Source organism: Clostridium sp. USBA 49 (assembly GCF_900167505.1).
Classification (GTDB): Bacteria; Bacillota; Clostridia; order Clostridiales; family Clostridiaceae; genus Clostridium_AT; species Clostridium_AT prolinivorans.
This window is the reverse complement of record NZ_FUYD01000014.1, coordinates 31,887-51,770: the sequence shown is the minus strand read 5'-3', so window position 1 is coordinate 51,770 and position 19,884 is coordinate 31,887. Positions and strand designations below refer to the sequence as shown.

At 25.9% G+C, this 19,884-nt stretch carries 15 protein-coding genes; 1 reads left to right on the top strand and 14 read right to left on the bottom strand.

Going from position 1 to position 19,884, the window contains the following annotated elements; translation table 11 throughout:
• Positions 1-330: 330 nt before the first annotated feature.
• From B5D11_RS11045 to B5D11_RS10990, 12 genes are all read right to left on the bottom strand, one after another.
• Positions 331-999, bottom strand: coding sequence for a CRISPR-associated endonuclease Cas6 (locus B5D11_RS11045; RefSeq protein WP_180377011.1), 669 nt, complete (start codon positions 997-999; stop codon positions 331-333).
• 19 nt (positions 1,000-1,018) lie between these two features.
• Complete coding sequence (locus B5D11_RS11040) at positions 1,019-3,337, bottom strand: CRISPR-associated helicase/endonuclease Cas3 (RefSeq protein ID WP_078683093.1); 2,319 nt, start codon at positions 3,335-3,337, stop codon at positions 1,019-1,021.
• Positions 3,324-4,028 carry a type I-B CRISPR-associated protein Cas5b gene (gene cas5b / locus B5D11_RS11035; RefSeq protein WP_078683092.1) on the bottom strand — a complete coding sequence of 235 codons (705 nt, stop codon included), beginning with the start codon at positions 4,026-4,028 and terminating at the stop codon, positions 3,324-3,326. The genes B5D11_RS11040 and cas5b overlap by 14 nt, the downstream gene beginning before the upstream one ends.
• Positions 4,029-4,033: 5 nt before the next feature.
• The gene (gene cas7b, locus B5D11_RS11030) at positions 4,034-4,960 is read right to left on the bottom strand and encodes a type I-B CRISPR-associated protein Cas7/Csh2 (protein ID WP_078683091.1); all 927 of its coding nucleotides are present in this window, start codon (positions 4,958-4,960) and stop codon (positions 4,034-4,036) included.
• Between the two features lie 41 nt (positions 4,961-5,001).
• Positions 5,002-6,843, bottom strand: a complete 1,842-nt coding sequence (locus B5D11_RS11025; protein WP_180377010.1) for a TIGR02556 family CRISPR-associated protein — start codon at positions 6,841-6,843, stop codon at positions 5,002-5,004.
• A 131-nt stretch (positions 6,844-6,974) separates the two neighbouring features.
• On the bottom strand, positions 6,975-7,586 hold the full coding sequence (gene cas4, locus B5D11_RS11020) for a CRISPR-associated protein Cas4 (protein WP_078683089.1): 612 nt from the start codon (positions 7,584-7,586) through the stop codon (positions 6,975-6,977).
• Positions 7,561-7,851 carry a CRISPR-associated endonuclease Cas2 gene (gene cas2 / locus B5D11_RS11015; protein ID WP_078683088.1) on the bottom strand — a complete coding sequence of 97 codons (291 nt, stop codon included), beginning with the start codon at positions 7,849-7,851 and terminating at the stop codon, positions 7,561-7,563. Before cas2 ends, cas4 begins: the two co-directional genes overlap by 26 nt.
• 28 nt (positions 7,852-7,879) lie before the next feature.
• Positions 7,880-8,860, bottom strand: coding sequence for a CRISPR-associated endonuclease Cas1 (gene cas1, locus B5D11_RS11010; RefSeq protein WP_078683087.1), 981 nt, complete (start codon positions 8,858-8,860; stop codon positions 7,880-7,882).
• A 416-nt stretch (positions 8,861-9,276) separates the two neighbouring features.
• Positions 9,277-10,167 carry a carbohydrate ABC transporter permease gene (locus tag B5D11_RS11005; RefSeq protein WP_278320360.1) on the bottom strand — a complete coding sequence of 297 codons (891 nt, stop codon included), beginning with the start codon at positions 10,165-10,167 and terminating at the stop codon, positions 9,277-9,279.
• 1 nt (position 10,168) lies between these two features.
• Positions 10,169-11,065, bottom strand: a complete 897-nt coding sequence (locus B5D11_RS11000) for a carbohydrate ABC transporter permease (protein ID WP_078683086.1) — start codon at positions 11,063-11,065, stop codon at positions 10,169-10,171.
• A 114-nt stretch (positions 11,066-11,179) separates the two neighbouring features.
• Positions 11,180-12,535 carry an ABC transporter substrate-binding protein gene (locus tag B5D11_RS10995; protein ID WP_078683085.1) on the bottom strand — a complete coding sequence of 452 codons (1,356 nt, stop codon included), beginning with the start codon at positions 12,533-12,535 and terminating at the stop codon, positions 11,180-11,182.
• A gap of 20 nt (positions 12,536-12,555) precedes the next feature.
• The gene (locus B5D11_RS10990; RefSeq protein ID WP_242942287.1) at positions 12,556-14,067 is read right to left on the bottom strand and encodes an arabinosylfuranosidase ArfA; all 1,512 of its coding nucleotides are present in this window, start codon (positions 14,065-14,067) and stop codon (positions 12,556-12,558) included.
• A gap of 546 nt (positions 14,068-14,613) precedes the next feature.
• On the opposite strand from B5D11_RS10990, the gene B5D11_RS10985 reads away from it, so the two are divergent.
• On the top strand, positions 14,614-15,537 hold the full coding sequence (locus B5D11_RS10985; protein ID WP_078683084.1) for an ArsR/SmtB family transcription factor: 924 nt from the start codon (positions 14,614-14,616) through the stop codon (positions 15,535-15,537).
• 145 nt (positions 15,538-15,682) lie between these two features.
• On the opposite strand, the gene B5D11_RS10980 is transcribed toward B5D11_RS10985, so the two are convergent.
• Positions 15,683-17,038: a sn-glycerol-1-phosphate dehydrogenase gene (locus B5D11_RS10980; RefSeq protein ID WP_242942286.1), complete on the bottom strand. Its 1,356-nt coding sequence runs from the start codon at positions 17,036-17,038 to the stop codon at positions 15,683-15,685.
• A gap of 147 nt (positions 17,039-17,185) precedes the next feature.
• Positions 17,186-19,465, bottom strand: coding sequence for a glycoside hydrolase family 65 protein (locus B5D11_RS10975; RefSeq protein ID WP_078683083.1), 2,280 nt, complete (start codon positions 19,463-19,465; stop codon positions 17,186-17,188).
• Positions 19,466-19,884 lie beyond the last annotated feature (419 nt).

The window sequence follows — 19,884 nt, the reverse complement described above, 5'->3', positions numbered from 1 at the left end:
ATATATCAATTATTCAACAGTATTTTTAGATAAGGTTAAAATGCTCATTTTTTGGATTAAAATCCTGTTATTTTAACATATTTTTTAGCAATTACATGCTTTTAAATGTCCTTAACTGCTTGTGCCACATAGCATAGAGGATTTGGTAAAATATTCTGGGAATAAAAAATACATAATTTATGTATTTTTCTTCTTCCCACATTTGATTATACATAATTTTATAATAAAAGTCCAGTATTTGTTTCAGTATTTCAAGCTTATATTATTAATTTAGAAGATAAGTTTTATTAATGTGATAAGTAAATATAAAATTATTTTGGAAAAATAAATCTATTTAAAATCAAAATTTTTAACTAATTTTACAGTCCCAAATCCTCTTGATACTGATTTGCCTATTGCCATATAATCGGGTATTTGAAAATTTATTAAAAATTCTCCTTTAAAACCAATCATTTCTTGATTTTTAAAATTTATTTTACAAGGTTTTAAATTTATATATGCTTCAAGTTTATTTTCAACAGTATAATTAAACCTTTTAGACATAGACAATATATTACCTATTAATATTTTCTTTAAAATATCAATTTTTTCTTCCTGTAAGCAAGAGATATATTTAATAAAATTTCTTTCATTAAGACTAAGCCATGGAGATATAAATTTATATTGTAGCAATTTATCTGATACACCAAATTTAAATTTTTTATAAAATATGCCTTTTTCATAAATATCTATTCTTTTATTAAATATATTTAAAAAATCAATATTATTTTCTATTGAGCTAAGAATATCTGCACCTTCTTCTATGCCTATAATTACTGGATTACCATCTATGGTTTTATACTGGATAAGAGGATATCTATAAATAAACTTATCTCCTTTATGATTGTGTAATTCATCATATTGTGGATAATTACTTGAAATAAAGCCTCTAATCTTTGGTATATCTCTCCTTGCTATTTCTAAACTGCCAAAAGATAATTTCAAAATTTTAAGTTCCATAAATACTTCCCTTTCTTTTCTAAAGTATAACATCTTTATCCTTAAGTACATATCCTGTTTCGAAATCATATGTATTATTAAGTGATTCATAAGGGATATAAACTATATCATCTTTATCGAAATTTTCATGCACTTTATTTTTAAATACTGTTATTACATAATCATAAAATTGTTTTTTTATCTCTTGAAATTTTTCTTTTGCCTTCAATGCATTCTCTTCTTTTCTAATTTCTTCATATTGTTTCCAAACTTTTGAAGCCTCTCCATCACATTCAATAAATATAGATACCTTATTTTGTTGTTCAATTAATTTAAAATTATTACTTATATCTTTAAATTTTAACTTATTGATAAATTCAATCAGTTTCATAGATTCATCCTTACTCATATCATTGTGTAAAGCTTCAAAATATAAATTATTTAAGTTCAAATAATCCTCTTCATAAATTAAATCTTTATCTTTCAGTACTGTTTTAGTCTTATCTATTAAGAAATTATCATAAATAAAACTATTATACTCTCTTCCTTTATCATTAACTAAATTACATAAATAAATATCTCCAATATAATCTCCTCTATACTCTCTATTGCATCTTCCTGCACTTTGATTAATTGAATCTAAAGTAGCTAAATCTCTAACTACTATATCCACATCTATATCCACTCCAGCTTCAATAAGCTGTGTACTTACAATAATTTTTCTTCCTTTAATTTTTTTTATATTATTTATTCTTTCTTTTCTTTCCTTTGGAATAATTCCTGTACTTAAAAAGAATATAAAACTTTCTTTAAGCTCAAGCTCTTTTATAAATTCATAAACCTCTTGAGCTACTTTTATTGTATTTAAAATTATTAATATACTTTTTTCTGCATTTTCATCTATAAGATGTTCAATCTTAATTAAAAAGTCTTCAAGAGAAATTTTATCTATATTTATATGAAGTTTTGTCCTCTTAAATACTTCAAAATATTTTTTATTATCAGGCACAAGTTCTTTAATCTCATTTTTATCAAAAATAAGCGGTTGGGTTGCAGTTATTAAAATAAAATATATATTTAGTTTTTCGGACATAATTTTAAACAACTTATTTATAACAAGCCAATATTTATAAGGTATTGATTGAACTTCATCTAAAAGAACAATTGAATTAGCAATACTCTGATATTTAACAAGCTGGCTGTTTTGATTTGAAAATAAAGTATCAAAAAACTGCATGAAAGTTGTTACTACTATTTGAGAATTCCAATTTTCTACCAGAAATTTACTTTCATTGCTATCAAAGTTTTTTATTTCACTTGAATATTTAAAATCGCTTAAATGATGATGCTTTAAAATTCTATCATTAGTAACTTTTCCCTCTCCCATAACAGTTTCTATAACATTACTATAAACCTCAAAGTTTTGATCAATTACTGAAGTAAATGGAAGACAGTAAATAATTCTCATATCCTTATCTAATTGTTTTTTAAGATGTAATGCTCCACCTAAAGCCGTTAAAGTTTTACCCGTACCTGTTGGAACTGTTATAGACATTATTCTTTCTGAAAAATTTTCAATTGTCTTTATAACATCTTCATAAATATTATTTCTTACTTCTCCTAAAGCGGATATTTTTCTTTCAAATTTTATTATTTTATATTCATCTACCAAATCTTGTGGTAGATCATAATTTATATTTTGTCTATAATGAAAAATAGCATCTTCTTTATCTGAAAAAATTAATATCGAATATAAAAATTTAAATAAAACATATTCTTCTAAACTATCGTTGTCATCTATATATTCTTGAAAATCTTCTGTTTCTTCGCTGATTTCTTGTAATGCCTCTAAAATTTCATTCATTTTAAACTTTTTTAAAGATAATTCATTAAATATTTTTTCAAATTCTTCATAATTAATAGATTCTAATTGTCTTTTAATAACTTTCATTTGATTTTTAACTTCTCTCTCAGTAAACATATATTCCATATCTGAATTATTTAAATCACCATGATGTCTTCTCACTATTACAAAACAAATAAGAGCTAATTTTTTATCTAAATCTCTCAATTGAAGATAAGTATGTAACGCAGAAAAAAACCCATGACTTCTTAGTTCTTTATCTACTTCACTTTCTCCAATTTCAATCATATCTTTTAAATATTTTTGAAAAAAATATGTAGCTTTTCCAAGATCATGAGTATAACCCATGATCTTAGCTACAAATAAAATTTTATCTTTTCCATATGAAAAATTAATATCTTTTTTTTCAATTAATTCCACACATCTATCCCCTACAGCTTTTAAATGTTGTATTAATGGAATACCTGGATGAGACTCTAATTTATAAAAATACAATTCTCTCTTCCTCCGATAATTCGTAAAACTTGCTTAATTTGCATTTTATAGCTTTACCATTTCTTTCATAAAGTATTTTTAAATACTCAGTTACTTCTCTATCATCATTCATTTCATTTGGAACTGTATCTTTAAAATATTCTTTATTGTCTTCAAACTCAACTTCTATATGTTCATTGTTAAAAGGAATTATTGACTGTAATAATACATAATTATAGTTATTTTTTTCACTTAACTCAAATTCACCAATATAATTAAAATTTGCTATAAATTCACTTAATCCTAGACAAGGAGTATAAAAGCTTTCATGATTTTTCAAAGAAGTTTTAAGTTTTTCATAAATTTGATTATCTTCATGATAAAAGTAAATTCTAAACTTACAATCCTTTAACAATTCAAAAGTAACTTGAGTTCTATTGGAAATTTTACTCATCATTTTAGCAGTTTTTGTATCTATAAGATTATAAGAAATACGAGTTTTCTTTACAGGTTTTAATATTCTAATTGCTATATAGGCTTGATCTTTCGTAAAATATTTTAAATATTCTTCCTTTCTAATACCTATAATTGCACTAATCATTCCTGCTACAGCAGTTCTAGGTGGAAAAGAAAATGTTAAAGGTGAGGAAGTAGTATAAAATTTTCTAAAATGAGCAAAATCTCCCCATACATCAAAAACTAAGCATTTCATGTTCATCATCCTTCTATTTTTAGTTCTATTGGACTAAATTCTTTTAAAGCATCTTCAAGTTTTACTATTTTACCTCCTATCGAAAACATAATACTATCGTCCACTAAATACTCAATACTTTGAATTTTATCTTTAAATTTAATTAATGAAGCTACTAATTTATCTATATTTAGAGTAAAATCTTCTACTCCTCTTATTTCTTCTTCATCATTTAGCTTAGTTTCAAGTTTGATATTTTTAAGCAAATCTCCTATATGAAAACTTCCTTCTTTATAATTTACTTTTAAAAGAAGTCTTGGAGTTTGACCAACTTTACTCCTAGATATTAAATTTTTAGTTCCATTCCAAATTCCATCTAATAAAAGTTTAATATCTTCTTCTTTTAAATTTGTTTCTTTTGCTGCATGTTCATTAATTATTCCATAAAATCCTATCAGGCTGTAAGGAAGTATATATTCTTCTCTAAATGTTTTATTATCCTTTCCTTCCCCTGATGCAAAAGCACCTGTTCCTTTAATTCTTTTTAAAGCCACTCTATGCAAAGAACGTCCCATATTAAATTGAACCGGTCCTGTAAATGTAGCTGATCCTTTTTCTTTACCAAATTCCAAAGGTATAGTAGCTCCAAAAAGTCTAACATCTACACAATTTTCTAATACATTTTCTATAACCTTATTTTTATTTTCTCCAAAATCCTTTGCTCTTGCTTTTGCATCTTGAACATCACCTTTTTCAGTTCTCTTTTCTATAACAAATATTTCTTTTCCTCTGTATTCATAAATAAAATCTCTTATAGTTCTCTTAAGCCTTACATCAGTTACAAAATTAATTCCAGTTTCCTCATCAATTCTTGGTTTATTAGAATCTAAAGGATCTCCATTTGGATTATTGTCTTTAATATCATACAAAAATATTAATTCTGCTCTATTCATAATTTATCTCTCCTCATTAAGCTTATTTTTTAATTAAAAATTTATTTTTCATCTAAACTTATTTCATCAATTACTGATGTCCTAAAATTCTTGTCCATATTCATTCCAAGTGAAAAATACATAGGTATGTCTAAATCAGATAATGAATCTAAACCATTAGATTGTATCAAATATTCACTAATAATATTAAATTCTTCATTATAATATTCACTTTTATATTCTATAAGCTTTGATTGAAGTTCCGGTATAAGCCTTTTAATATCTTTCCTACTTAACTTAAGTCCTTTAAGTCTTGATATAAATGGTTTTCTTTTTTCATTAATATATTGAATATTAAGAAGTTTTTTGGTTATATATCCTACTAAAAATACAACTTTTTTATCTGGAATATCAAAAAAAGGATTAGCTTCATTAAAAAATGCTTCAAACAATTCTCTTTTTGAATTAAAATCATTAATATCCCAAATTTTGTGTTCTATTGACATATTAATATCCTCCTCTCTATGTTTAAATAAATCTAAAAACTCAAGAAAATACAAAAAACTAAAAACTCTAAACACAGCATATTTATAAGTATCCTCTCCCTTTATAATCTGATCTGATTCATATCTACTAAAACTATTTATTATATATTCATTAAAAAAAGGCATTAAAAATTTATATTCCAACTTTCTATTAGATATAATTTTATCTATAATTTCTAAAAAATATTTATTGTGTGTAGTTTTTGGAAACACTTTATTTAAAATCTCAAAACTAACAGGTTGTTCTTTAAAAAACTCCATATCTCTAATTTTATCTATTGAATTAAAAATTGTTCTAAATCTAGATGGAGCTACATCCTCAATGTTTAAAAGTATATTAAGTGCAGCGTTATTCTTTTCAAAAAACATTAGATCAAAACTTATAGAATTTTCTTCTTTACTTAAAAGTTTCATAACTCTTTCTTCAGTATAAGAATACTTTTCTCTTACATCACTAATATTTTCACTTTTTAAAGTAAGATATTTCTTTAATACTTTATCTAGATTTTCATCAAAAATTGGCTTTGGGATTAGATAATACCTTCTTCCATAAAAAGAAAAAGTTAAATTATTATCTAAATATCTTTTACCCTGTTCTAATTCAATTGCACAATTCTTACACACTGGATAGTTTCTCCAAGCCTTCTCATAATTAAAGCCGCCAGCAATATAACCAGGCTTATCAATAGTGTAGAATGGAAATATATTACTACCTGCTAACCCATATATTTCGTTACTTACTTTTAAACAAAGACTACAAGTTGCTTTATCCTTATATACATCTTTTTTGTATGCTTCACTATAATGAAACTTTTTTAATGCATCAGAAACAATTTTATTTTTAAAAACCTCAAAATCTCCTACATATAATTTTTTATCATTAATTTGCAAGCAAACAGTTATAAAAGAACCCTCTTTTTTAGGTATAGTTTTGATTTTTTCTTTTAGATCTTCCAGTATTTTGTTTTCTTCTTTCGTCATAACGGAATAAATTTCTTTTAGTATTTCTATCTCTTCTTTATATTTATTTTCCCCAAATTTAATAGCCTCTGGAAAAGCTTTAATAATCTTATTAGAAAAAGTTTTTTCTATGTCTGTTACTTTTGCTGAAGGAGTAACATCCGTACCCCTAGATGAACCACTTCTATATAAATATTTAGATTTATCTGAAGCCTCATACTGTTTTAAATTAATTCCTAAATATTTAAATGAACTATTATTTTTTTCTATTATTATTTCTAATGCATTATTATAATTACCACCCCCTGAAATATCTTCAGTAAATCCTTCTAAAAGGCCTTCACCTTTTTGCTGCATATCTTTTAACTGAATTTCACCTATTTTTCTTACAGCTTCCATATCATCCCTCCTTGCATATAAACTCCTCATTTATATAATAATTAATATGTTTTTACTTAATTGTATTTAAATAAAATTTTTTAAAATTTTATATATTTATTTTATATTCTACATTTTCTTTAAATTTCCTTTTATTTTATACAAATATTCCTATAACAACAGTCTATGCACCGTGCTTTATATTTTGTTGCTTTGGGATAATATCCCTGTATTACTTTTTTATAATCATCAATAGCTTTTTTAGCAGCTTCTCTATCCTTATCTTTAAATTCTAATTCTTTTAATAAATTTCCACTTCTGCAGTATATTAAAAACATTTTATTTACTTTATATTTATATATATCTTCAATTAAAAGCGAGTAAAGTCCCATCTGAATTTTAGAAGTTAAAAAATCTTTTTCTTCATATACTGCATATTTATAATCCAATGGAGCTAAACTTCCATCTTTAAGTTCATAAATTTCATCTACTATCCCCTTAAGTCCAAGATTTTTAGAAATCATATAAACATTAATATATTTTGCAACTCCATTTATCTTTTTTCTTACATAATTAACATTTTGATTACTTTTATCAATATGTATGTTTCTTCCTTTTATAACTTTATATCTTTTATCTTCATTTTGTTTTATTCCTAAACAATTCATAAAATAAGCAAATCTTTGACAATACATAAATTCAATAATTTCAGAAGGAGTAACATATATTTCGTTTTCATTAAATAAATTTTGATATAATGACATCCGCAATCAACTCCTTATCAAATCCTTGTCCTATAAGATCAGTATCTTTTAAAAAGTCTTTATCAGATGGGAAAATATATACTGAATCTGTTGATTTATCTATAATATCTTCCATAATCATTTTAAGCTCATCTTTATCATTTTTATTTAATGTTCCTAAAAATACACTCTTTTGAACTCTATAAAGTCCTTTATTTTTACAAGCCTTTACTGCTTTATTTCTAATTTTGTTATCTGATATATCATAAACAACCCAAATAAGCATATAATTATTTCCTCCTCATTATATATTATTAAACTTCTTGAAGAATCCTATTTGCAATATTATGACAATCAAATTGAATAATATTACTTAATTCGATATTTCTTCCTTTGTATTTAATTTTTTCTGCAAATTTTTCATTAACAGCACTTATAAGAAGAAGTTTACCTTCTTTATTAAGCCAAAGCCCACCTTTCACTTCTTCAAACATATCTTTTTTTACTTGCCTTTTACTAAACAACTTAAACACAATTTCATCCATATAACCTCTATACATTTCAATAATGTCAAAGACTAAAGCTGTTTTATTATAATTATCCGTATGCATTATTCCTATATAAGGATCAAGTCCAGCTATTATACAAGCTTTTTCCACATTTGAATATAAAATCCCATAGCCATAGTTAAGCATGCAATTAAACATATCCTCTGCAGGATTTTTGCTTCTGCCTTTAAAAGCATACTGTTCGGGAATTATATTCCCTAAAGCAGCAAAATAAATTCTTCCAGCCGTACCTTCATAACCTTCTAATGTATTTCTAATCTCTTTAATAGGAATATTATCTAAATTTAAAATACATTGCTGCTGTTCTTTAATTTTACTAATTGCTTCTTCTAAAATTTCTGCTTTTCCTTCAGATCTGTTTGATTTTAATTTCTCTAAATGGTTTATTTGATTTTCCAATTTTTGATTAATCCATTCTTTTACAAATATTGTACCTAAAGATATATCTATAAGTTTAAGTTGATTTCTTCTTATAGTGGCTATACTTCCAAGCTTAGAATGCCATACTCTAGCAAAAGGTTGTCCATTATATTCTAAAAAAACTACATCAATATTATTTTCTACTGCAAGTTTCAATGCATCTGTTGTTATAAGTACAGATGTAGTTATTAAAATCTGCTCTACTTTTTTACATGAATATTCTTGTTTTTCTTCATTTATTTTTACTAAAAATCTTTCGTCTTTTTTGCTAATATAAGCCCCAGATGTATTGACAATTAATTTCATAAAACGCCCTCCTATCGTAAACATTTACATTAAAAATCTATTCTTGTTTTTACTAAATATTACAATATACACATCCCATTTATATTTATCATTATATTATATTCTATAATTTAATTAATAATCCTTCCATAAATTATACAAAATTTTATATTATTCTATTTTTATCCTAAATTCTCCATAATATTTAAAATATCTTTTAACGATTATTAGATTTATATTTTTACAAGTTATAAATAATGCAACTTGACAATTTTAATGTAATTTATAAGTAGCTAAAAATAACGGTTTTAATTAATTAGTATATTTTTAAACACTTTAAATCCCTATAGATTTATTAATTTTTCATTTTTATAAATCTATAGGGATTTATTAATTTTTTATAAAATATAAAACTATATTAATATTATAAAATTATATTAACCCTTAACAGCTCCAGCCGTTATGCCATCAATAAAGTATTTTTGAAAGCACATGAATAATATAAATATAGGGAATATTGCAAAAAACGAGCCAACCATAAGTAAATCATAATTATTACCATATGGTGTTAATAAAGTTTTAAGTCCTATTGGAAGAGTAAACTTTTTTTGATCTCCTAATACCATAAATGGCCATAATAAGTTATTCCAACTATTCATTCCATTTAATATTGCCATAGCAGCAAAAGAAGGTTTCATAACTGGCAATATTAATTTAAAAAATATGCCGTATTCAGTTGCTCCATCAACTCTTCCAGCAGCTATAATTTCCTTTGGGACACTTCTTAAGTATTGTCTAAAGAAAAATATAGTACCTGCATTAGCAATACCTGGAAGAATAATTGCCGAAAAACTATTCATCATACCTAAATCATTAATTAGTGTATATAAAGGAAGTAACAATATTTCAAAAGGTATCATCATTATTAATAATACACAAATAAATAAAAAATTTTTCCCTTTAAAATCATAAGCTGCAAAACCATATGCTACAAAGGCACTTATAAATAATGTTAATGTTACCTGTACTATTGTTATAAACATGCTATTTTTAAACCATATAAAATAATCATGATCTCCTGTAAAAAGAAATTTAAAGTTATCAAAACTCATTATATTTAAATCAAATTTAAGATTTAAACCATAACGTATTAAACTTTCACCTGGTTTAAATGCAGATAAAGTTATTGCATAAAAAGGAATCATAATTAAACAAAATAATCCAATAAAAAATAAGAGGAGTAAAATGCTAAGAACCTTATTTTTTTTCTTTTTATTGCTGGTATTTAACTTAATATTAGTTTTATTAGCAATACTTACTTTATTCAATTTAATCCTCCTCCTTTTTAAACATTCCTGTAAATGTCAATTGAACTAAATTAATTATCATAGCAACACCCAAAAGAACTATTCCAACTGCAGCTGCATATCCTAATTTATTTTTTTCAATACCTTGTCTATATAAGTATCCAACTATTGTAAGTCCTATATTTTTAGGTGAATTATTCCCATTAAACATCATAAGACTTTCTGTAAACATTGCAAGCCCAGCATATATGCTTATGGTCAAAACATAAATTGTTGTTGGCTTTAAAAGAGGCATTGTAATTGTTATAAACTGTTGAAATGGAGAAGCACCATCAATAGAAGCTGCTTCATAATATTCATTATCTATACTCTTTAATCCTGATAAAAAATATAACATATTTACACCTGTCCATCTCCAGCAGGCAAGTGCCAATAAAGCAATATAGCTCCACGTAGCATCTTTTAAATATTTATAAGGTCCCATACCAAATATAGAAAATACACTATTTAACAAAGATCCTTCCATTTCTCCAAAAATTAAACGAAAAATTGTACCTGCTACTGCAACTGAAGTAAGTGCAGGAAGAAAAAATGCTGATTTAAAAAATTCTCTTCCTATCATTATTTTGCTATTAATAAGAACAGCAAAAAGCATAGGAAAAGGTATTAAAAGAATTAAAGTTCCAAGCATATATTTAACACTATTTAAAACAGCCTGCATGAATACTTTATCTGTTAGAAGTTTTTTAAAATTAGCAAGTCCTACCCATTTTGGTGCTTGTCCGAGCATTCTTTCTTGGAAACTCATAATAACAGAATTACTAAGAGGATAAAACCAAAATATAATAAATACTATTATAAATGGTGAAACGAATACATAAGGTGCAACCTTTTGAGAATAGAAAAATTTTTTAAACATTCCTAATAATGCCTCCTTTTTGATAAAGGAACTGCCATATACCATATTTTTATACAAAATATCGTATATGGCCATTTCTTATCATATTTTTTAATAATTTTTATAGATGTTAAGCTACTTTAATTCTTGCTCAATTGCTTCTTGTGCTTCATCTAAAGCTTCTTTAACATCTTTATCATCTTCAAATATTGAATTTAAAGTTGTTGTGCAAAGAACATTATTTATAGTTGGTGAAGCTGAAACGGATTTATGTTCTCTAATTTCATCCTTAATTTCGTTTAACGTATCAAAAGGATTTGTTTTAAAATATTGAACAAATTCATTATTAGGATTATGTGTAACTTCTTTCATTGTCCAAACTTTTGTGTTAACTGGATCAAAACCTAATGTATTCCAAATTTCTATATTTGCAGTTTCTGAAATTTTAGCAAATGTTAAAAAATCTTTTGCTAGTTTGATATCCTTTGCAGTTTTAGTAACAACAGTACCAGTACCTCCTAATCCAAGTGAACGTGGTTGTCCTTCTTTAAATACTGGAAGAGGAGCTATTGCAAATTTGCCCTTAAGATCCTTCATTTCATTTGTAAACCTTGACATATACCATAATGGCATAAATGCACTTGCAAAATTACCTTTATTAAATTCACCTTTACCTTCTTCAGTATCAGGTTGTCCGCCTGGAATTGTATGTATTACATTATTTTTTTGTAAATCTTTTAACATTTCAAGACCTTTAATCATTTCAGGTGAATTAATTTTTGGTTTTCCATTTTCATCTACAAAATCAGTACCCTGCTGTGCTGCAAGAAGTGATGCCTGCCATATAGCAGAAGTATCAGCTGTTCCCATATATTTACCAGTTTTTTCGTAAACCTTTATACCAGCAGCTTTATAATCATCCCATGTTTTTATTGTTTTATAATCAACTCCAGCTTTTTCAAGTATTTCTGTATTGTAAAAAGCTACAGTTGCTCCTACATGCGTTGGAAATCCATATATCTTATCTCCTTTGCTGTATATAGAAAGACGTGATAGAACTATTGAATCTTTATATGGCTCTACAACATCATTTAACTCTACTAATGGAACATTATCACCTTCTAAAAAGTTAGGAAATCTCCCAACTTCAATATCAGAAATATCTGGAGCACCTTTGCCTGTTTGCACTGCCATTAATAATTTATTATGCATATCATCATATGGCATAACAGTAACATTTAATTTAATCTGCCTATCTGGGTTGTTTTTGTTCCAAAGTTCTAACATTTTTTCGAAATGTTTTCCATGTAAGTCAACAAATGTCCAATAACTAAGTTCTGTTGCATTAGATCCAGCTGTTCCTGCTCCTAATTGTGATTGTTTTGTTTCAGATGATTCACTTTGTTTGCTGTCCGACTTTTTCCCACATCCAGTTATAAGCATTAATGATGCCGCAGTAACGGCTACTAGAGTTTTGGTAAATTTTTTCATATAATATTTCCCCCTTTTATTTATTTACCTAATCTTATAACATTCCAAGAAAGTTTTGAAAAATCTGCTGTTAGCATGCCATCTGTAATTTTAGCATTTCCATTATTATTTGGTTTAACATTATATGGATTTAATTCTGTATTTACAGCATATACATCATCATTTTCAAGCACAATATGTTCAATCACTTTATAATTTTCAAAATTTCTTATATCACATTCAAAACTTAAAGAATCGTTTATATCTTTATTTAATGCAAAAATTGTTAATTCATCTTTTTCTTCGTTAAATACTGCAGCTGCATCTAATATTGGTACATCTGTATAATCTTTGCTATCATACTTTGGAGATGAAATAATAGGATTTAATGCATAACCTCTTCCATAAGCTGAAACATGAGCAAAAGGATAAAATATTGTTTGTCTCCAAGCTCCTCCTCCATTTGATGTCATTATAGGTGCTATAACGTTTACTAATTGAGCTAAACAAGCCATCTTAACTCTATCAGCATGTTTTAAAAAAGTTATAAGCATTCCTCCAACTAAAAGTGCATCTTCAAAATTATAAACGTCTTCAAGTTGTGCAGGTGCTATTGACCATCTTTCAATCTTTTTGTCAGCTTCATTGGAATGAAACCAAACATTCCATTCATCAAATGAAAGATTTATTGTCTTTTTTGATCTCTTTTTAGCTTTTACATAGTCAGCTGTTGCAATTACTGATTTTATAAATTCGTCTAAATCCATAGTTTTTGCTAAAAAATTAGCTGTATCTTTTTCATGATTCCCATAATATTGATGAAGGGATATATAATCTACATATTCATATGTATGTTCAAGCACTGTTGCTTCCCAATCACCAAAAGTAGGCATATTAATATTTGAGCTCCCACAAGCTACAAGCTCTATTGTTGGATCAACCCACTTCATTACTTTAGCTGTCTCACAAGCAATACGTCCGTATTCTTCTGCTGTCTTATGACATATTTGCCAAGGTCCATCCATTTCATTTCCTAAACACCAAACTTTTATATTATGTGGATTTTCATACCCATGAGATCTTCTTAAATCACTCCAGTAAGTACCTTTTGGATGATTACAGTATTCAACAAGATTTCTAGCTGCATCTGCTCCTCTAGTTCCAAGATTTACTGCCATCATAATATCAGTGTTTACTTTTTTAGCCCAATCGGCAAATTCATTAGTACCAATTTGATTAGTTTCAATAGTTCCCCATGCAAGTTCAGTTCTTCTTGGTCTTTTTTCTTTTGGTCCTACGCCATCTTCCCAATTATACCCAGAAACAAAATTTCCACCAGGATATCTTACTATAGGAACATTTAATTCTTTTACAAGATTAATTACATCTTTTCTAAAACCATCTTCATCAGCCTCTGGATGATCTGGTTCATATATACCTCCATATACTGCTCGTCCTAAATGTTCTATGAAAGAACCATAAAGACGCTTGTCCACCATGCCTATTTTATAATCTTTGTCTAATATCATTTTAGCTTTTTTTGCATTTAACATAATGTCTGCCTCCTTAAAGTTAATGAGTAATTAGTATTTAAAAATTAATTGTTTAAAAAATCACTCCCTCATAGTTAAATTTATAATAAAATTTTTAAAATAATATTGTTTTACATTGCTTTAAAACAAATAAAAAATATTATTAAATTTTTTAAAATTTTGTATATTTTTTATTTTAGAATCTTATATTTAATGAGCATTATTTTATATTTTATGTTATATAATATGTATTATTTTTTAAAATAATGTAATTTTACATTGTTTAGTTTATATTTATATAAATCATTTTACTCATTTGTATGTTTATATTATTTCATCTTTGGTTATTATTGTCAATATATTTAGCTAAAATATTTTATATTTTTTTAAAATTATTTAAATACTTGTATATTTTATTTTTTTATATTATATAGTATAATAATTACATCTATATCTATAGATGTAATTATTTAATTTAAACTATTTTTTGATATAATACTTATAATAAAAAATATTTTAAATATAATTATTTTAAATTTATATAAAATAGTACAAAGGAGACAGACTATGATTCATATTACTGATTTAAAGAAAAGTTTGCCATTATTTAAAGCTTTAAGTTCTGATATTAGAATTGAAATTATTGAATTGCTTTCACAATATAAGCAGCTTAACATGAATGATATATCAGAAAAACTTAATTTAACTAATGGTGCTGTAACTATGCACATAAAAAAATTAGAAGAGTGTGGATTAATCAAAATTAATACTCTTACCGCAAAACACGGAATTCAAAAGATCTGCTGTTTACATGAGGATAAGTTTATTATAGATATAGGAAAACAAGATGTTCCAAATTCCTATGAATGTGAAATAGGAGTTGGACATTATTCAGATTATGAAATATATCCAACTTGTGGAATAGCGACAAAAGATAAATTAATTGGTGAAGTAGATAATCCAAGCTATTTTGCAGATCCTGAAAGAATAAATAGCGATATTTTATGGTTTACTAAAGGTTATGTGGAATATAGAATACCTAATTATCTTAAACCTGGACAAGAATTTTCTGAAATCCAAATTTCTATGGAAATAAGTTCAGAGGCTCCAGGAAATTGTTCTATATGGCCTTCTGATATTAATTTTATTTTAAATAATATTAATTTAGGAAGCTGGACAAGTCCTGGTGATTATGCTGATACAAAAGGATTGCTTACTCCTTCTTGGTGGTTTCCAGCTTGGAATCAATATGGTCTTTTAAAATTACTTACAATTAATAAATTTGGTACTTTTATTGATGGAATACAAATTTCTGACGTTACTTTAGAAGATTTAAATTTAAACTATAAAAGCGATTTGTTTTTTAAACTATCTGTTCCTGAAAATGCAAATCATGTTGGTGGTCTTACTATATATGGTAAAAATTTTGGAAATTATAATCAAGGAATAAACGTTAGAGTTATATATGAGCAGCCTGCACCTAACGACTAATTTATAGAACATTTGATTAATATAAAAAATTATAATATAAACTCTATATCCTCTCTTCTTAATTTATTATTTTGTCAAAATAAATTAAAAATAATCCAGTAGAAGCTATTATACTATGCTCTCTACTGGATTTATTTTATAAAATTTAATTATAATATATATCTGCAATTACTTGTGCTGCTTCTTCAATTTTCCCAATATCTTCTAGCAATTGTAAAATCCCATAACGTTTTCTTATATCTTTAGCTGCAATAAAACTTTTCTTAAACATTTCTTTATCAAATCCTAATTCTGAAGGATTATAAACTGCTCCTGTATCTTTCATAATATTTCTTATTGTATCTGCACTTGGCAAAAATAAATCACAAATTTCTTTAATTTTATCCCAATTATCAACTATTTTTTTAAAATTTTTCTCTCTTTGTTTTTCATCAAAACATATACATTCTTCTTTAAATTCAATAATACTTGGTGCTATTTTACCATAAACATCATTAATTCTTTGAATCCACTTATCTTTAGTAAAATATTTATACTCTCCTGAAGAATATATATTTTTTATATCAAGTGCACTTAAATATTTATAGGCTTGAGTAATAATACCAACCCCTATGCCAACATTATTTCCATGAAGATATTCAGAATTTTTACCTTCGTTCATAAAAATAGTTTCCCAGCAATGAGAAAGATGATGTTCCTCTCCTGAAGCAGGTCTTGATGTGCCACACATTCCAATAGCTAATCCAGAGAGAATTAATGCTTCAGTTATGCTTTTAATAGAATTATTATCTCTTTTTTGTATTCCATTTGAATATTCTATACATTTTTTTAAAGCTTTTATTGTTATTTCCGATATTAAATTACAAAAATATTCATCATTTAGAATTTTAGAAAGCTGCCAATCAGCTAAAGCTGTGTATTTTCCTAAAATATCACCTAATCCTGCTAATAGCATTTTCATAGGTGCCTCTTTTAAAATATCTATATCAGCTATAATTGCATTAGGATATACTGCATTTAAAGTTGTTTTAACTCCATTTACTACTAAAGGAGAAACTACAGAAGCATACCCATCCATTGATGGTGCAGTACATACAATTATATATGGAATTTTTAATTTGTAACTTAAAAATCTGCATAAATCGTTTATGGTTCCAGAGCCCACAGCTAAAATAAGTTCAGCATCGTAAGGAATTTCAATAAGCATTTTACCTAATGCTTTTTCATCAGCTATAAGATGTTCATCTTGAAAAATTAACTTAGTTATATCAAATTTTTTATTTAATTTTTCTTCTACAATATTCCCTGCTGCTTTATATGTATTTTTATCTTCTACAATAAAAATTTTTTTAATATTTAGTTCATCTACTATATTAGTAAGTTCATTTATTGCTCCATTCCCAATTTTTATATTTTTAATTTCTACACTGTGTCTGTGCCCGCAAGAACAATCGAAACATATTCCCGCCATATCCTCTACTTCCATAGATAATAAATCCATAATAACCCACCTCATTAAATAATTTTAATATCTAATTTACTTTATTTGTTTATACTTTAATATTATTTTAACATTTTTTCCATCAAATTCAATGATATAATCTTAAAAAATAAAGGGCTGCATATTTTGCATACCCTTTTATTTTTATTAAATATCTATTGTGGTTTCTCCAATGATATTATATATTTTATCTTTTACTTTTAAATTTATATATTCATTTGATTTCACATTTATGGTAGTTTTATCCTTTTGCATATAGACTTCTATAAGTGCATTTTTGTATAAAAATTTAAACTTAAGATTTTCCCAATTTATAGGAAGTTTTGGATTTAGATAAATGTAATCTTCTTTTATTCTAACTCCTGCAAATCCATAAATTATTGCCATCCAAGTACCACCCATATTAGCTGTATGTATACCATCTTTAGTGTTCCCATGGGTATTATCTAAATCAAGTCTTGCTGTTTCTATAAAGTAATCATATGCTTTTTCCATATACCCTAATTTAGCAGCCATAATGCTATATATAGCACATGATAAAGAAGAATCATGAGTTGTTATTTTTTCATAATAATCATAAGAATTTTTTATAATTTCAAAATCTGCCTCATCTTCTACTAAAAAGTGTGCAAGAACTGTATCTGCCTGCTTTAATACTTGATATCTATAAATAGTTAAAGGGTGATAATTAAGAAGCAGTGGATACTTATCTTTAGGTGTATTATCAAAATCCCAAACAGCTTTTGATAAAAATGTATCATCTTGAGCTGCAATATTATATTCTTCATTATATGGCAGATACATAGCATTACAAGCTTTGTTAAATATTTCTATTTCTTCTTCTTTTAAATTTATTTTAGAAGCTAATTTATTTAAAGTTTCTTCATGATCATTTTTTAATAAATTATATAATTTTACTGCCCATTTTAAATTATATTTAGCTATTACATTTGTATAATAATTATTATTTACAATAGCTGTATATTCATCAGGTCCTGTTACTGCATCTATTTTAAATAAACCTTTATCAAAATGCCCTATTTCAATCCATATTCTTGCTGTTTCAAATATAACTTCAGCTCCAAATTCTTTTATAAAATCAATATCAGAAGTTACTAAATAATATTGAATATAAGAATATGCAATATCTCCATTTATATGGTATTGAGCTGTTCCAGCTGGAAAATAAGCTGAACATTCTTCACCTGTTATAGTTCTCCATGCATAAGCAGCTCCTTTTTTGTGCCCTAATTCCTTTGCTCTTTTTCTTGCAGAGTCTAAAATTGTATATCTATATCTTAAAAGCTGCTTAGAAAGTTTAGGATTACATAAAGTGAAAAATGGAATAATATAAATTTCACTATCCCAAAAATAATGACCTTCATAGCCCTCTCCGCTTAATCCTTTTGCACATATATTGCTTATGGAATCCTTACCAACAGATTGAAGAAGCTGATATAAATTATATCTAATTCCCTGCTGAAGTTTTTCATCTCCATTAATCTCAATATCTGCAATATTCCAAAATTCATCAAGATAATTTTTTTGCTCTTTTAAAATAACTTCAAATGATTTTTCCCCTACATTTTCTATTATATCTCTGCCACAGCTTAAAACATCTTTATATCTTCTTGAATCAGTATAAACATTATATTTAGTAAATTCTATTTTTTGATTTCCTTTTGATACTATATATATAGCTTTTAAATCTTTTGCTCCTTTTTCTATTTTAAATTTATAATCTGTATTAAATTTATGTATGCAGGTAACTGCTGTAGAAAGTTTTGAATTTTGAGTTTGGGCTTCTATCTGCATAATTTCATTATTCATATCTATATTGATAGATTTTACACTTAATATATTGGCATGTCCTCCTGATATGCGAGGATCTTTGTCATCTGTATAATTTGAAACATCTCCATTAATTCTGGATTCAACTGTTATTTCATCATCAAAATTAATTTTTTCTATTTCATATTTTATTGCAAACAATTCCAATTGAGTTAAAGAAGCAACTCTTGTTATATTTAATTTAATTTCCTTCCCATTTATAGATACCCAGTGTATTTCTCTTTTATAATATCCTTCTTTCATGTTTAAATAACGCTTAAACTCTTTAATAGTACCCTCAAATAATGAAAATCTTTCTCCACCTATTAATATATCAATATCTTGAGCATCTATAACATTAACTATCTTTTGAGTGGTTTCTGGAAAAGCATATGCCTTTTCTCCATAACATATAGGTGCATTTTCATAAAAAGCATTTATATAACTTCCTCTAATTGTTGAAAAGTCTTTCCTGTATTTTTCTTCAAAATTCCCTCTAATTCCAATGTATCCATTAGCTGTATTAAAAATACTTTCATTTTTTAATAAATCTTCAGCTTTTAAGCTATTATCTGATATTATCCAATTACTATTCATACACTCTACTCTCTTTCTGTTTTTATTAAATTATTTTATTATCAAAATAATTCCCAAAGGAAATTTATTTAATTTATTTTTAGTATATAATTAAAAATATATAATCTTTATAAAATTTTAATATGTTTTATACTTTTTTAAGATAATTTTTATAATTAGTTTCCCAATAATAAGTTATAATATTATTATTTCAAAACTAAAACATCCCATAAAAAATCTTGTAAAATAATTAAAATATCTTTTCTAAATAAATAAACTATGCTATACTTTAATAGCAGATATACTTGTTAATATATTAACACTTGGTGAGCAGAAAAGGATTAAGCCTTACTGCAAACCACATAAATATTAAAAGCATCGCTCTGAAACATGAGGGGAATCCCAAACGAGAAGGCGAGAGAATAATAAAGATATCATAG